This is a genomic window from Variovorax sp. YR750, from assembly GCF_900109805.1.
Classification (GTDB): Bacteria; Pseudomonadota; Gammaproteobacteria; order Burkholderiales; family Burkholderiaceae_C; genus Variovorax; species Variovorax gossypii.
In genome coordinates this window covers 328,525-341,486 of sequence record NZ_FOBJ01000001.1, presented here as the reverse complement: position 1 = coordinate 341,486, position 12,962 = coordinate 328,525, and the positions used below count along the sequence as shown (strand labels likewise).

Annotated in this window: 16 protein-coding genes; 7 read left to right on the top strand and 9 right to left on the bottom strand. The window is 66.3% G+C overall.

Annotated features, from left to right (window positions below):
• Nucleotides 1–12 precede the first annotated feature (12 nt).
• The 6 genes from BMY35_RS01465 to BMY35_RS01440 form a co-directional block, all read right to left on the bottom strand.
• Nucleotides 13–219, bottom strand: coding sequence for a dodecin (locus BMY35_RS01465; RefSeq protein ID WP_093195216.1), 207 nt, complete (start codon nt 217–219; stop codon nt 13–15).
• An 89-nt stretch (nt 220–308) separates the two neighbouring features.
• The gene (locus tag BMY35_RS01460) at nt 309–1,469 is read right to left on the bottom strand and encodes a c-type cytochrome (protein WP_093195215.1); all 1,161 of its coding nucleotides are present in this window, start codon (nt 1,467–1,469) and stop codon (nt 309–311) included.
• 8 nt (nt 1,470–1,477) lie between these two features.
• Nucleotides 1,478–2,284: an ABC transporter ATP-binding protein gene (locus BMY35_RS01455; protein ID WP_093195214.1), complete on the bottom strand. Its 807-nt coding sequence runs from the start codon at nt 2,282–2,284 to the stop codon at nt 1,478–1,480.
• Nucleotides 2,278–3,369, bottom strand: a complete 1,092-nt coding sequence (locus BMY35_RS01450; protein ID WP_093195213.1) for an ABC transporter permease — start codon at nt 3,367–3,369, stop codon at nt 2,278–2,280. Before BMY35_RS01450 ends, BMY35_RS01455 begins: the two co-directional genes overlap by 7 nt.
• Nucleotides 3,366–4,382 (bottom strand): ABC transporter substrate-binding protein, encoded by a 1,017-nt coding sequence (locus BMY35_RS01445; RefSeq protein WP_093195212.1) that lies wholly within the window; start codon nt 4,380–4,382, stop codon nt 3,366–3,368. The genes BMY35_RS01450 and BMY35_RS01445 overlap by 4 nt, the downstream gene beginning before the upstream one ends.
• 95 nt (nt 4,383–4,477) lie before the next feature.
• Complete coding sequence (locus BMY35_RS01440; RefSeq protein WP_093195211.1) at nt 4,478–5,434, bottom strand: LysR family transcriptional regulator; 957 nt, start codon at nt 5,432–5,434, stop codon at nt 4,478–4,480.
• 72 nt (nt 5,435–5,506) lie between these two features.
• On the opposite strand from BMY35_RS01440, the gene BMY35_RS01435 reads away from it, so the two are divergent.
• The 7 genes from BMY35_RS01435 (at nt 5,507) to BMY35_RS01405 (ending at nt 10,462) form a co-directional block, all read left to right on the top strand.
• A complete protein-coding gene (locus tag BMY35_RS01435; protein ID WP_093195210.1) occupies nt 5,507–6,154 on the top strand; it encodes an HAD family hydrolase in 648 nt (215 codons plus the stop codon).
• 10 nt (nt 6,155–6,164) lie between these two features.
• Nucleotides 6,165–7,301, top strand: coding sequence for a DSD1 family PLP-dependent enzyme (locus tag BMY35_RS01430; RefSeq protein ID WP_093195209.1), 1,137 nt, complete (start codon nt 6,165–6,167; stop codon nt 7,299–7,301).
• A gap of 238 nt (nt 7,302–7,539) precedes the next feature.
• A complete protein-coding gene (locus tag BMY35_RS01425) occupies nt 7,540–8,427 on the top strand; it encodes a JmjC domain-containing protein (protein ID WP_256227971.1) in 888 nt (295 codons plus the stop codon).
• Between the two features lie 369 nt (nt 8,428–8,796).
• The gene (locus tag BMY35_RS01420) at nt 8,797–9,078 is read left to right on the top strand and encodes a hypothetical protein (protein WP_176947503.1); all 282 of its coding nucleotides are present in this window, start codon (nt 8,797–8,799) and stop codon (nt 9,076–9,078) included.
• A gap of 227 nt (nt 9,079–9,305) precedes the next feature.
• Complete coding sequence (locus BMY35_RS01415) at nt 9,306–9,644, top strand: hypothetical protein (RefSeq protein WP_143080637.1); 339 nt, start codon at nt 9,306–9,308, stop codon at nt 9,642–9,644.
• Nucleotides 9,645–9,731: 87 nt separating this feature from the next.
• Entirely contained in the window at nt 9,732–10,139 is a 408-nt protein-coding gene (locus tag BMY35_RS01410; protein WP_093195206.1) for a hypothetical protein, read from the top strand.
• Nucleotides 10,140–10,234: 95 nt separating this feature from the next.
• A complete protein-coding gene (locus tag BMY35_RS01405; protein WP_093195205.1) occupies nt 10,235–10,462 on the top strand; it encodes a hypothetical protein in 228 nt (75 codons plus the stop codon).
• Nucleotides 10,463–10,839: 377 nt separating this feature from the next.
• On the opposite strand, the gene BMY35_RS01400 is transcribed toward BMY35_RS01405, so the two are convergent.
• The 3 genes from BMY35_RS01400 to BMY35_RS01390 all read right to left on the bottom strand — a co-directional run bounded on the left by BMY35_RS01400 (nt 10,840) and on the right by BMY35_RS01390 (nt 12,804).
• On the bottom strand, nt 10,840–11,451 hold the full coding sequence (locus BMY35_RS01400) for a hypothetical protein (protein ID WP_093195204.1): 612 nt from the start codon (nt 11,449–11,451) through the stop codon (nt 10,840–10,842).
• Between the two features lie 59 nt (nt 11,452–11,510).
• Nucleotides 11,511–11,837: a hypothetical protein gene (locus BMY35_RS38520; protein WP_218152966.1), complete on the bottom strand. Its 327-nt coding sequence runs from the start codon at nt 11,835–11,837 to the stop codon at nt 11,511–11,513.
• 175 nt (nt 11,838–12,012) lie between these two features.
• Nucleotides 12,013–12,804 carry an alpha/beta fold hydrolase gene (locus BMY35_RS01390; protein ID WP_093195203.1) on the bottom strand — a complete coding sequence of 264 codons (792 nt, stop codon included), beginning with the start codon at nt 12,802–12,804 and terminating at the stop codon, nt 12,013–12,015.
• Nucleotides 12,805–12,962 lie beyond the last annotated feature (158 nt).

Genomic DNA, 12,962 nt, shown 5'->3' with positions numbered 1-12,962 from the left:
CTGCAAGCGTGCCTACTCCAGCGTGAACCCGATCTTCAACGTCACCTGCCAGTGCGCCACCTTGCCGTCGACCACGTGTCCGCGCGTCTCGGTGATGTTGAACCACTGGATGTTGCGCACCGTCTCGTGCGCCTTGGCGATGGCGGTCTGCACCGCGTCCTCGATGCCGGTCGGCGAAGAGCCCGTGAGTTCTAGTGTCTTGTAGACGTGGCTGGACATGGTGTCTGTCTCCTTCAGGGTTGATGAACTGAGTCGATGGATGGCAGGAGTCCCGGAAAAACATCGTAGTCCCGTTACGGCCTGCGATGTCAGTGGACGTACCCGCCCTTGACGAAGCGCACCGGCTCGGCGTCCATGCGGGCGATGAGGGCGCCGAGGCCGTCCGCCGCCAGCGGACGGACGCCGGACGATGGGGGCTGTTCGGTGCGGCACAGCAGGTCGTCGTCGCTCCACGCGCCCTTGCCGGGCTCTCCGCGTGCGCGCAGCCAGCCGTCGCGGTCCACGATGAACTGGGTGCCCGCGAGCTGCGTGGTCGCGGCGACGAGCGAGAAGGCGGCCCATGCGGCGGGCGAGGTCGAGACGCAGTCGCCGGCGTGCCGCGCGGCTGCTCCGGCGTCGGGTGCGAGGAATACGGTGACGAGGCGCGGATCGTCGAGCGGCGACGCACCGTCACCCGCCGCCACGACCCGCACGCGCTGCCCGCGCCAGCTGGCCAGCCTGCGCGGCGGCTTGTTGCCGCATTGCACGGTCACGTCGGGTGGCGCGATCGGCTGTGCCCACAGTCCGGCCGCGCGCAGGCTCTCGCCCGCGCCCTGGGCCTTCATGAAATCGATCAGCGCCCAGGCGTCCGCGTCGCTCAGCTTGGTGCCGAAGCCGGGCATCGTCGTGTTGCCGCGCTGGTCGCGCATGCCGTCCAGCACATGCCAGAGCAGGTCGCCATCGGCGCGGCGCCACAGCAGCGGGCCGGAGAGGTTGGGCGGCCACACCGGCTGCGACGAAGCCAGCGGTCCTTGGCCGCGCCCGTCGGTGCCGTGGCAGGCCACGCACTGCGTCGCGAAGAGCACGCGCCCGCGCTCGATGCTGTCGGCCGTGAAGCCCGTGCGCGATGCCTGGAAGCTCGTCGGATACGCCGGCACCAGCACCACGTTGGCTTCGGGCCAGGGCGTCGCCACCACGAGCAGCGCGGCCAGCACCACCAGCCACGCGCGACGGCGGCGCCAGAGCAGGGCGAGCAGCAGCACCAGCAGCACCGCCGCCAGCAGGACCACCGTGAGCCCGAGCCTTCGCGCCTGCCCGAGATCGATCAGCAGGTTCTCTCCAGACAGCCGCAGCGGCCAGGGCCACGCCGGCTGGCCGTGCGCGTGCCCGGCCAGCCCCAGCGCGTCGAGCAGGCGCAGCAGCTGCAGTTGAGCGCCTTGCAGCAGGCCGATCAGCAGGTTGAGCCAACCGGCCTCGGGCAGATCGCTCATCTACCTCCTCACCACGTGGCGTCGAGGCCCAGGTGCTTGAGCGCCTCGTGCCGCAGCTCGGCCAGCTTCGGATCGCCGCGATGACGCGGATAGGGCAGGTCGACCACCAGCTCCGCCGCGATGCGCGCCGGGCGATCGCTCAGCACGATCACGCGGTTGGCCAGGAAGAGCGCCTCTTCCACGTCGTGCGTCACCAGCAGCGCCGAGAAGCCGGCGCGCTGCCACAGGTTGACCAGCTCGCTCTGCATCGCGATGCGCGTGAGCGAATCGAGTTTGCCCAGCGGCTCGTCGAGCACCAGCAGCTGCGGGTCGTTGACCAGCGCGCGCGCCAGTGCCACGCGCTGCGCCATGCCGCCGGAAAGATGATGCGGAAAGGCCTTCGCGAACTCGGTGAGGCCAACGAGCCTGAGCGCCTCGTCCACGCGCGCGCGCTGTTCCTTCAGCACGCCGCGCGCCTGCAGGCCCAGCGCCACGTTGTCCCACACGCTGCGCCACGGGTAGAGCGTCGGGTCCTGGAACACGACGATGCGCGACGGGTCGGGGCGGGTGATGGCTTCGCCGTTCTGCGTGATGGCGCCGGTGGTCGCGGGCTCGAGGCCGGCCACCAGCCGCAGCAGGGTCGACTTGCCGCAGCCGCTGGGCCCCAGCAGCGCGACGAATTCGCCGGGGCGCACCTGCAGGTCGACGCCGTCGAGCACCTGCAGCACGCCGCCGGACACCTCGAACCAGTGGCTGACGCCGCGGATGTCGATGTGGGCGCCGCCGGCTTTGGCAGTGGGTGGGGGCGCGGGAGGAAGCTCGGTATTCGTCACCATTTCACGGTTCCTTTCTGCCACGACAGCACGCGGTCGCGCACCTTGAAAAGCAGTGTGATGAGGCCCGAGCACAGCGCCGCCATCACGAGCAGCGCCGCGTACATGTTGGCGTAGGCAGCCCAGCCCTGGGCCCATTGCAGATACCAGCCCAGCCCGGCCTTCACGCCCATCATCTCGGCGGTGATGAGCACCGAGAACGAGGCGCCCAGGCCCATGAACAGGCCGACGAAGACCTGCGGCAGCGCCGCCGGAATCGCCACCCGCAGCACCAGGAAGCGCTCCGACGCACCCAGCGTGCGCGCCACGTCGTAGTAGCTCTTGTGCACCGAAGCCACGCCCGACCAGGTGAGCACCGCCACCGGGAAGAAGGTGGCCAGGCCCACGAGGAACACGGCGGCCGAATAGCTCGAAGGCGCGAAGAAGAAGGCCAGCGGCAGCAGCGCCGACGCGGGCACCGGCCCCAGGAAGCGCAGCAGCGGATGCACCCAGTACCCCGCGATGCGCGACCAGCCGATGGCAACGCCTGTTAGGAAGCCGACCAGCGCGCCCAGCACGAAGCCGTTGGCCAGCAGGCGCAACGAATGCGCGGTCGAGAGGCCCAGGCGCTGCCAGTCTTCGTGCACCACGTCGATCAGGCTCTGCGGCGGCGCGAAGAAGGGCGAGGGCAGCACGCCGAGCTTGGCGGTGGCGATCTCCCACAGCGCAAGGCCCACGGCCAGCGCCACCAGCCATTGCCCGGCCGGGCGCAGGGTACGTGCCAGCCTGCCGGCACGGCTGCCCAGCAGCGCGACGGCGAAGAGCAGGGCGGCGACCACCAGCGTGGCAATGCCGAACTCGCGGGTGAAGGCCCAGTCGCTGAAGCCGACTTCCTTGTTCGGCCACAGCAACGTGAGCAGGCCCAGCGCGAGCCATGCGGCCGAGGCAAGCAGGCCCGTGGGCCAGATGCCCGTGGGAGAGGCGGGCCGCAGCGTCGTCGCCTGCGGTGCGGGCGGCGCCTTGGGTGCCCGGGGCGCGGCGGAGGCCGGCGCGTGCGCGCTGCCCTGCAATCCGAGCGGCGCGTCGAGGATCTGTTCAGCCGTGCTCATGCCAGGACGTCCAGCGACACGTGGTTGGCGAAGCGGACCACGTCGGTGCTCTTCTTCAGGATGCCCGCGTTGCGGAAGTCGGTGGCGAAGGCCTCGACCTCGTTGCGCAGCGCCTTGCCGGCCGGGTGGTGCTTGTAGGTGAGCTCGGCCAGCAGCCTCTGCAGGTCTTCGAGCGGCACCTTGGGCGCGTACTTCGAATAGATCTTGCCGGCCTCGTTGGGGTTCTCGGCCACGTAGTCGGAGGCCTGCGCCAGCGCGCGCACCACGGCGGCGGCGCGCGGCTTGTCGTTGCGCGCCAGCTCGCCGCGCGCGCCGACGATGCAGCACAGGCGCTCGGCGTACTCGCCCTTGGCGCTGTTGGCGATCTCGGTGAAGACGCCGGGGTTGCGCTTCTCGATGAGGAACACGTTCGGATCGCCGTCGGCGATCACCTGGATCTCGCCCTTCTTCACCGCCACGTCGAGCAGGTCGGCTGGGTAGACGCGCCAGTCGACGTCCTTCTCGATGTCGATGCCCTTCTTGGCGAGGTGGATGGCGTAGAACTGCCGGGCCGGGCTGTTCTGGTCCGAAACGCCGATGGTCTTGCCCTTGAGGCTGGCCAGGTCGGTCGTCACGCCCGCGGCCTTGGCGCCCACCAGCCGCAGGCAGCCGCCGTGCACGCTGCCCACCACCTTGACGTCGAAGCCAGCTTCGAGCGGCTTCACCCAGCGGTGGATCAGGCCCACGCCCAGGTCGGCCTTGCCGGTGGCCAGCGCCTCCAGCATCTGGTCGGACGAGCCGGCCCAGTTGAGCAGTTCGACGTCGAGCCCGTTCTTCTCGAAGAAGCCGCGCTCCAGCGCCACCGGCACCGGCGCGAGGCAGAAGCCCGCCTGGCTCCACGCGAAGGTCAGCTTGCGTGGCTGGGACCACGCCGAGGCCCCCAGCAGGCCCGCGGAGCCGACCAGGGCGGCTGCCGCTCCGGCCTGCAGCACGCTGCGGCGCGAGGGCGGTAAGAGATCGAGGGGAACGGTCATCGCAGGCTTCTCCACCGGAAATTTGGAAGCTGCGAGTGTTGGCTCGCGACGCGCGCGCGGCCAACGAATGAATGCGGCTATGGATATGCGCGCAGCTACTTTCCCCTTGCTCCTTTTGCTCCCGTTGCGCCCTTGGCTACCTTGGGGCCGAAGCTCTCGACGAGGAACTCCACGACGGCCTGCACCCGCGCCGTGCGGCCCTTGCGGCTGGGCACCAGCAGCGTGACCGGGGCGCTGTCGAACTGCCAGTCGGCCAGCACGCGCACCAGCGTGCCGCGCGCCACCGCGTCGGCAGCGTCCCATTCGGAGCGCAGCACGAGGCCCAGGCCCTGTTCGGCCCACTGGCGGGCCACGCCGCCGTCGTTGGTGACGTAGGCGGGAGAGATGCGCAGGGTCTCCCGCCTGGCCTTGGCGGTAGCCGCGCGGCCGGCCGGGCGCAGGTGCCACAGCGTCACGTCCTCGTCGTTCTCGCGGATGCAGATGCAGTCGTGCTGCATCACGTCGCGCGGCACGCGGGGGGCGCCGCGCTGGCGCAGGTAGTCCGGGCTGGCGCACAGCCAGCGCTCGTTGGCGCTCAGCGTGCGCGCCACCCAGGAGGAGTCGCGCACCGTGCCGATGTGGATCACCGCGTCGGCGTCGTGCCGGTCGGGCCACGGGGTCTCGCGCAGGTCGAGCTGCACGCCCAGCCCCGGATGCAGCCGGGCGAAGCGCGCCAGCATCGGCGCGATGTACTGCCGGCCGAAGCCGAAGGGCGCGGCGATGCGTAGCGTGCCGGTGAGGCGCCGGTCGTCGCGCTGCATCGATTCGCGCAACCCCTCGATCTGGCTCAGCAGCGCGGCCGCCTCGCGCGCGAAGCGCTCGCCCTCGGGCGTGAGGCTCAGCTTGCGCGCGGTGCGGGTGGCGAGCGACAGGCCCAGCGCGGCTTCGAGCTTGCGCAGCCGCATGGAAAGCGCGGGCGGCGTCACGTCGAGCGCCCGCGCCGCCGCGCTCAGCGAGGGCTCGCGCAGCAGGGCGGCCGCGAACTGCATGTCTTCGATCTGGATCGTCGTCATTAACTTGTGCTTAACGATTGATGACGCCGCATTGAAGCACAAGCATGGCTTCGGAACGTACAGTCGCTGTCCATGCAATCCCCGAACGCCTCCTATCCGCGCGCCGTGCTGTTCGATCTGCTCACGGCGCTGCTCGACTCCTGGACCGTCTGGAATTCCGCCGCCGGCTCCGAGCAGAAAGGCCGCGCCTGGCGCGCCGAGTACCTGCGCCTCACCTACGGCTGCGGCGCCTACGAGCCCTACGAACAGCTGGTGAAAGACGCCGCGCGCAACACCGGCATGGACGACTCCGCCCCAGATTCGCTCGAGGCGCAGTGGGACACGCTGCCCGTGTGGAGCGGCGCCCGCGAACTGCTGCTCGCGCTGAAGCCGCACTGCGGGCTGGCCGTGGTCACCAACTGCTCCAGCCGCCTCGGCCATCGCGCGGCGGCGAGGCTGGGCATCGACTGGGACGTGGTCGTCACCTCGGAGGAGGCCGGCTTCTACAAGCCCGACCCGCGCCCCTACCGCATGGCGCTCGACCGGCTGGGCGTGAAGGCGGAAGACGCGGCCTTCGTCGCCGGCTCGGGCTACGACATGTTCGGCACCTCGGCGGTCGGGCTGCGCACGTTCTGGCACAACCGCGTCGGCCTCGGGCTGCCGCAGGGCGCGCCGTTGCCCGAGCTGCAGGCGGCGACGCTCGAGCCCGCGCTGCCATGGCTGCAATCCTTCTCCAAATGAAAGCCCGCTCATGACCCACACCCTTGACACCATCGACACGCCCGCGGCCCTGATCGAACGCACGCGCATGCAGCGCAACATCGAGCGCATGCAGCGGCACATGAACGAGCTCGGCGTGCGCTTTCGCCCGCACGTGAAGACCAGCAAGTGCATCGAAGTCGCGAAGGCGCAGCGCGAGGCGGGCGCCCAGGGCATCACCGTCTCCACGCTGAGGGAAGCCGAGCAGTTCTTCGCCGAAGGTTTCACCGACATCCTCTACGCCGTCGGCATGGCGCCGCACCGGCTGCCGCACGCATTGGAGCTGCGCCGGCGTGGCTGCGAGCTGGGCATCCTCACCGACAGCGTCGAATCGGCGCGCGCGATTGCCGCGTTCGGCCGCGCGAACGGAGAAGCGTTCGACGTGCTGATCGAGGTCGACACCGACGGCCACCGCAGCGGCATCCGGCCCGAGGAAGACAGCCTGCTCGAAGTGGCCCGCGTGCTGCACGAAGGCGGCATGCGCCTGGGCGGCGTGATGACGCATGCCGGCTCCAGCTACGAGCTCGACACCCCCGAAGCCCTGCGCGCCATGGCCGAGCAGGAGCGCTCGGGCTGCGTGCACGCCGCGCAGCGGCTGCGCGAGGCTGGCCTGCCGTGCCCCGTGGTCAGCGTGGGCTCCACGCCCACGGCGCTGATGGCCGGGGCGCTGGAGGGCGTCACCGAAGTGCGCGCCGGCGTGTACGTGTTCTTCGACCTCGTGATGCGCAACATCGGCGTGTGCACGGAGGACGACATCGCCCTGAGCGTCCTCACCACGGTGATCGGCCACCAGGCGGAAAAGGGCTGGGCCATCGTCGATGCGGGCTGGATGGCGATGAGCCGCGACCGCGGCACGCAGAAGCAGAAGCGCGACTTCGGCTACGGGCAGGTCTGCGATCTCGACGGCCGGGTACTCGGCGGCTACGTGCTCGGCGGTGCGAACCAGGAGCACGGCATCCTCTCGCGCGAAGGCGAGCCTGATGCGGGCATCGTGGCGCGCTTTCCCATCGGGACGCGGCTGCGCATCCTGCCGAACCACGCCTGTGCGACGGGCGCGCAGTTTCCCGAATACCAGGCGTTGTCGGAAGAGGGCGAGCTGAAGACCTGGAGCCGTTTCCACGGCTGGTGAAGTGCCATCGCGCAGGCCTTCCACGGTCAGGTTCGGTTCAGAACTCCGGCCTAAATTTACTCTCTAAGTATTACTTCTGTTCGTGGGCTTGGCCCCGACCTCGCGCCGGTGCCAGTCCGAAAGCGATCTGGAGGGTGCCATGCGAGCAACCAGCTTGAGTTCCGTCGGATCTTCGAAAACGACGTATCGGGTTTGGACTGACGATCCCGGCGGCTTCTCGACCCTCCGGATCACGCCGATGCACCACAACTTCCACGAGCATCCGCTGTTCCAGGTGCCCGAACTCGTGAAGCTCGGGCTGGAGCTTTCCAAGCTCGACCAGTGCAGGTTCATGGACCCGAAGAGGACGATCTCGTCTTCGCTTGCGCACGACGGACGGCCTCCCGGCGGGGGCAGCATCGAGGAGTTCTTCGAGCGCATGGAGGAGCCGGGTTCCTCGGTCGCCTTCTACAACATCGAAGTCATCCCGCGCTACGGGGCCTTGCTGATGTCGGTGGTCGACTCGATGCGCTCCCTGGTCGAACGCGAGCAGCCCGACATTTTTTTGGTGAACGGATTCGTCTTCTTCTCGGCCCCGCCTTCCGTCACGCCCTTCCACATCGATCGCGAGAACAACTTCTGGCTGCAGCTGCACGGGCGCAAGACGCTCAACGTCTGGGACCACCGCGACCGCAGCATCGTGTCGGCCGATGCCGTGGAAGATTTCATCGTCACGCAGTCGCTCAAGAAGGTGCGCTTCGACGAAGCGTTCCTGTCGCGCGGGCTGGAGTTCAACGCGCAGCCGGGAGATGCCATCTACTTCCCGAGCACCTCGCCGCACATGACGAGATCCAGGGTCGACGCGGCCGCCACGCCGGAGAGCCGCCTGTCGATCTCGATCGGCGTGACCTTCTACACCGCCGCCACGCGCGAGGTGGCCCGCATCCATCAGGTGAACCGGGTGATGCGAAAGTGTGGCCTCTCACCCAGGTACCCGAGGGAGTCGCGCACCGCCGATGCGGTCAAGTCGGCCGTGGGTGGCCTGGTTGGCGCGGGGCGTGCCCGGTTGGGTGCCGCGCGCGCCAAGTTCAGAAGCATGACCTCGTCGCAGCGCTTCAAGCACACGCCGCCGCCGGGGTCCTACTGAAGAAATGTCGGAGTCCCCGGGCCTTGCCGGGTGCGCCTCGGAACACCGGCGCTTCGACTCACCGGCCCGCAAGTGCCGAATGCTGCATTTGTTCGCACGAATCGAGACTTCCTCGTGCATCGCACCCCGCACCGCGCCGCTCCTCTCTACAGTGGATGCCCCTGTCACTCAACGCCCCACCTAGTGGGCAAGGACGGCAACACCAGCAAGCAGCAACCAGAAGCGAACAGACCGCACGCCTCGCGGCGAGCCATCGACGCAAATACATCGATGCGAACGTGAGGCACAAAAGGCGACGGCCGGGGCGCGCAAACACCCCAGCCGTCTAACCAAGTGAAGTGCTCTACCTCGGAAAGGACGCACAACAAAATGGCTGATCGAATTATGGCCCGGCCCAAAACGCCGGCATCACCCGAAGCCGCGGCTGCCACGGCACCCGCAGCCCAGGACCTGCTCGAAAACAAGCTGGAGCAACTGAAGTCGCTGCTATGGGCATGCCACGGCGACGGCGCCCGATGGAGCGAGGACGAGGGTCTGCAGAACCTCGACAACGTTTTCTGGCTCGCGTGGGAAATGGCGCGGGATGCGACTGCGTTGCTTCAGGAATGCGCGGGGGCGCTGGGCAAGCAGTGGGTGGCGCCGGATCGGTAGGCGGCGAGGGGAGGGCTGGTGCATCGCGTTGCGGTGTGCCGGCTCCTTTGAAAAGTGTTGAGCAGCATCCCTCGGCTTCATGCGAATGGGTACTATCGGCCAAGACCAGCCACTCGAGCCCACCGACCATTTCGCCGAGAAGCTGCCGTTCGGCACAGGCCGCTGGGCGATACTGCCGGCCAACTTCGACACTTCGACCGACGAAATAGATGAAGCTACGTGCAACCGTGAGCGCCTCGGCGAACAGCGATGCCTACGACGGAATGACATACATCTACTGCCACGACCCAAGGCAGAACTATTGCTTCTCGCTCACCCGTGCAGTCGGGTCCGACGACATTGAGGTCATGGTCTTCGACCAAGTAGTACATCGCGTCGACCAGTTGGAGGTTGCACTTCAGGCATCCGGCTTCAGGGCAACACTGAGCATGGACGCGGCTTCGCTGCTAGACGGTCACTCCGAATATGACATCGAGTTTCTGCCGGGAGCATGGAATCGACAAACCGTTGAAGAAGCACTGGCCGCAATCTTTCGCGGGAAAGAGGGCCTGAGTGCGCGCGCCTGACTGCGACAGGTTTCCATCGGCCAGAACCGGCCGTTCGCCCGGCCGGCACAATGCGGCCAATACCAGTCGTTCGACCCGAGACCCACTATGACCAATGAGCACCTCGACTGGCCAGTTCGCTCGCCCACTTGCGCCGCACGCAGAGAGCTCGCGGCGCGGTTCGCTCTGCCATTCGCCGAAGATATGCAGGATTGGGAGTGGGAGGTTGCTGACGCGGCTCGCTTTGACGAACTTATCAGCGTCTATTGCTCGGCAAACCTCAATGACGATGAGCGCTTCTCTCTCATGGAGATGCTGATTCAATGCGCTGAAGACATGGAGCTTCAATCCAATTACACCGCCGCGTGGTCGACGATAGAGCCGCTCTTGCTGTCAAGGCCAGACCTTCACCGGTCTACGGTCGCGTACTGGGCTTGCCTTCGTGGAACTGAACCGGAGGCGCAATTCCGAGTGTCTAAGAACATGCACAAGGTGTGGTCCGTCATATCCACATGAGAACCCTGGACGCGTTGGGCCTCGCGCCGCTCGGAGTGTGGCAGTAAGCGACCAAGAGCCGACGTTGATTCCAGCGGTTGGAGGAGCATACAAGCATGAATGAATCGAACTTCGCGACCGCAGCTTTGTATTTCCGGTTCGGCATGGAAGCTGGCATTTTGACGGACGCTCAAGCGCGTGATTGGGCGCTAAAGATTGTTGATGCATTCGACACCCCACCCGTGGAAATAGTCGAAGTCCTGACCAGCAGAAGCACCTCTCATTTGCATCAGTGTTTGAAGGAGATTCCCGGCGAAGGAAACCTGGAGCTTGCCGGGCGGTAGCTCCTATGGGACCTGAGTTGCGAGTTGGCCGGAAGCACTGTGCCCGAAGCTCAAGGTACCGCCGCGCGGCGGGCCTTCCAAGTCGCCCAGTCCACAGCACTAGACGAAGATCTTCAGTTCACCTTCAATCGATTAGAAGACACCATCAATTTGTTCGAGATGGGTTACGGCGGTAGTCCCGATGAGGGGTGGCGCGAGCTCAGTGATGTGCTTCAACACTTTGCGGTGCGACCCGAACTTTTTCCCAACACAAGTGGAATGTCTGCTTAGGAGCGAATTGAACTTCGGCTTCGGGCCCTTTGCGGTAGTTGGCATAGGCCGAAGCGTGGCGAAAAACCGGACATTCAGGCGCACAAAAGGCACCTCCTGCACACACACTAGCCAATCTCGATGATGAGTCCTGACCGCCGCGTGTGTGCGCTCGCCAGCGCATTCTTCGCTGCAGCGAGAGCTCGCGAATCAACGTCTTTCGGTGATGGCGCGACTGTGAGAGCTTCATTTCGAAGGCTTACCTCGTCCGAAGACCAATACGAGAGGTGATACACCCCATCCTCCGACGCGTAAGGGAAAACACTCGAACCGCGGGCAACGGAGCGACCCGAGAACATGAAGTTCCAAAGTACAAAGGCGACACCACGAGCCGTGGAATCGTTGTCAGAGCCAAACATGCCTCGGTAGTGGGAGGCGCGTAGCAGCGACTGATCCGCCGCTTGCTTAAGGTCCCTGCGCTTCATGTCGCAGAACATGCCGAAATACGCGTCCATCAACCGGTCAACCGAAGCAGCCTCGGATGCCGACAACGCGTGCAACGCAGCGCGACCGTTGGCTCGAACGATCTGCAAAAGCGGGTAGACGGATGTGTCTATATCGTCTGGAAATTCCGCGATAGTCTCAAGGAGCCAAGAATCGAATTCTTCGAGAGGCCCAGAGAGAAACTCTTCTGCCAAGCCCGCCGGATGGCAGTGCCAAAACTGTGCATAGATTCCCATGGTTGACTAGGCTACCTGAAAGCTGTCAGCGGTAATCGGCTGCTTGTGGCCGATAGCCGTCACAACGACTTTGACATCTCAACCCGCGTCTTCACCGCTTCGACACCGGGCTCCGAATCGCCAAGAACGCTACCGGGCATCGACGCTGCCGGCGGCGTCAGCTGTTCAATGACTCGAATGCGACGAACAACGAGCTCATCAATCTCCAGCCGGCGAATCCGAGCCCGGCCCACAAAAAGTCGACCGATAGACAGGGCCCCGATGGCCAGGGCACCGAGGGCTGCGGCGCCGATCACGATGGAGCCCATTGCGGCTGTACCGATGGCGTGTGCGCCGGTTGCGGTGGCTGGCGACGCGCGGACGGACTTTGACGGTCTCATGTTCATCGAATCTCCTTGTGGAACGGCGGGCGTTTTGAGGGGGCGGCGCCAATGTACGTCAAGGCTCGTGGATGGCGCCGGATCGATAGGCCGGGAGTGGCGGGCTGGTGCATCGCGGCGCGGTGTGCCAGCGGCTTTGGGACGGACGCCAGGGTTCCATTTGCCGCGCGTTCAAGACTGCCTACTCATGCTTCGCGATGAATGCCTCGACTGTGGCGTGCAGCAGCTCCGGCTTCTCCAGGAAGATGAAGTGACCACCCTCCAGGATGGCCAGCTCGGCGCCGGGAATCCGCGTGGCCAGTTCTGCGGAGAAGTACGGCGGCGCGCAGGAGTCGCAATCTCCCACCAGCACCAGCGTCGGTGTGGAGATCGACGGCAGTTCATCGAATGCGTCGTGCCCCACGATCATGTCGATCCTGGCAAAGCCGATCTCGGGTTCGAACGCGCCGGCCGACGTGGCGTTCACCCATGCCTGCACCCGCTGCGGATGCTCACGCTGGAATCCGGGGGCGAAGAGGAACAGGGCATTGGCTTCCGTGGATGCGCGCAGGCCGGAGTCGGTCAGCATGCGCCTGCGCATCTCGAACTGGCGGCGGTAGTACGCGTCCGCGCGTGCGATGGACGAGACGATCGTTGCGCTGCGCAGCAGGTCTCGATGACGGATCGCCATCAATTGCGCGATGGCGCCTCCTGTCGACGAGCCGACCACATGGACCGCCCCGCTCCCGACCACTTCGACCACTCGCGCCATGTCCCGCGCGTGTTGCGCAATCGTCATCGCGCGTGCGGTGTGCTCGGAGGCGCCGGTGCCCCGATGATCGGGAACGATCACCTGATGACACTTTGCGAAAAGATCGATCTGTGGCCCCCAGGATGAGCCCACTCCCGCCAGTCCCGCCAAGAGAAGCACGGGCGAGCCATGCCCCCTGACCTCGTAGTGGATCGATACCCCATCGGAAATCACGTCTGGCATCTTGAATCTCCGGTTCACGGCGACGCAGGCGGACGAAGCTGCGCGAATGACACGGCTCCACCCGGGTTCGATGAATCGCTCTTCGTCGCAGTCCGATTGGACACCCGAACGAGACACTTTGGACGAATGACGTACGTGGCGCGCATGGCCGTTGCCGT

Coding starts and splice junctions, on each gene's coding strand:
- BMY35_RS01465 (WP_093195216.1), bottom strand. CDS start 219: ATGTCCAGCCACGTCTACAAGACACTAGAACTCACGGGCTCTTCGCCG.
- BMY35_RS01460 (WP_093195215.1), bottom strand. CDS start 1,469: ATGAGCGATCTGCCCGAGGCCGGTTGGCTCAACCTGCTGATCGGCCTG.
- BMY35_RS01455 (WP_093195214.1), bottom strand. CDS start 2,284: ATGGTGACGAATACCGAGCTTCCTCCCGCGCCCCCACCCACTGCCAAA.
- BMY35_RS01450 (WP_093195213.1), bottom strand. CDS start 3,369: ATGAGCACGGCTGAACAGATCCTCGACGCGCCGCTCGGATTGCAGGGC.
- BMY35_RS01445 (WP_093195212.1), bottom strand. CDS start 4,382: ATGACCGTTCCCCTCGATCTCTTACCGCCCTCGCGCCGCAGCGTGCTG.
- BMY35_RS01440 (WP_093195211.1), bottom strand. CDS start 5,434: ATGACGACGATCCAGATCGAAGACATGCAGTTCGCGGCCGCCCTGCTG.
- BMY35_RS01435 (WP_093195210.1), top strand. CDS start 5,507: ATGCAATCCCCGAACGCCTCCTATCCGCGCGCCGTGCTGTTCGATCTG.
- BMY35_RS01430 (WP_093195209.1), top strand. CDS start 6,165: ATGACCCACACCCTTGACACCATCGACACGCCCGCGGCCCTGATCGAA.
- BMY35_RS01425 (WP_256227971.1), top strand. CDS start 7,540: ATGCACCACAACTTCCACGAGCATCCGCTGTTCCAGGTGCCCGAACTC.
- BMY35_RS01420 (WP_176947503.1), top strand. CDS start 8,797: ATGGCTGATCGAATTATGGCCCGGCCCAAAACGCCGGCATCACCCGAA.
- BMY35_RS01410 (WP_093195206.1), top strand. CDS start 9,732: ATGACCAATGAGCACCTCGACTGGCCAGTTCGCTCGCCCACTTGCGCC.
- BMY35_RS01405 (WP_093195205.1), top strand. CDS start 10,235: ATGAATGAATCGAACTTCGCGACCGCAGCTTTGTATTTCCGGTTCGGC.
- BMY35_RS01400 (WP_093195204.1), bottom strand. CDS start 11,451: ATGGGAATCTATGCACAGTTTTGGCACTGCCATCCGGCGGGCTTGGCA.
- BMY35_RS38520 (WP_218152966.1), bottom strand. CDS start 11,837: ATGAACATGAGACCGTCAAAGTCCGTCCGCGCGTCGCCAGCCACCGCA.
- BMY35_RS01390 (WP_093195203.1), bottom strand. CDS start 12,804: ATGCCAGACGTGATTTCCGATGGGGTATCGATCCACTACGAGGTCAGG.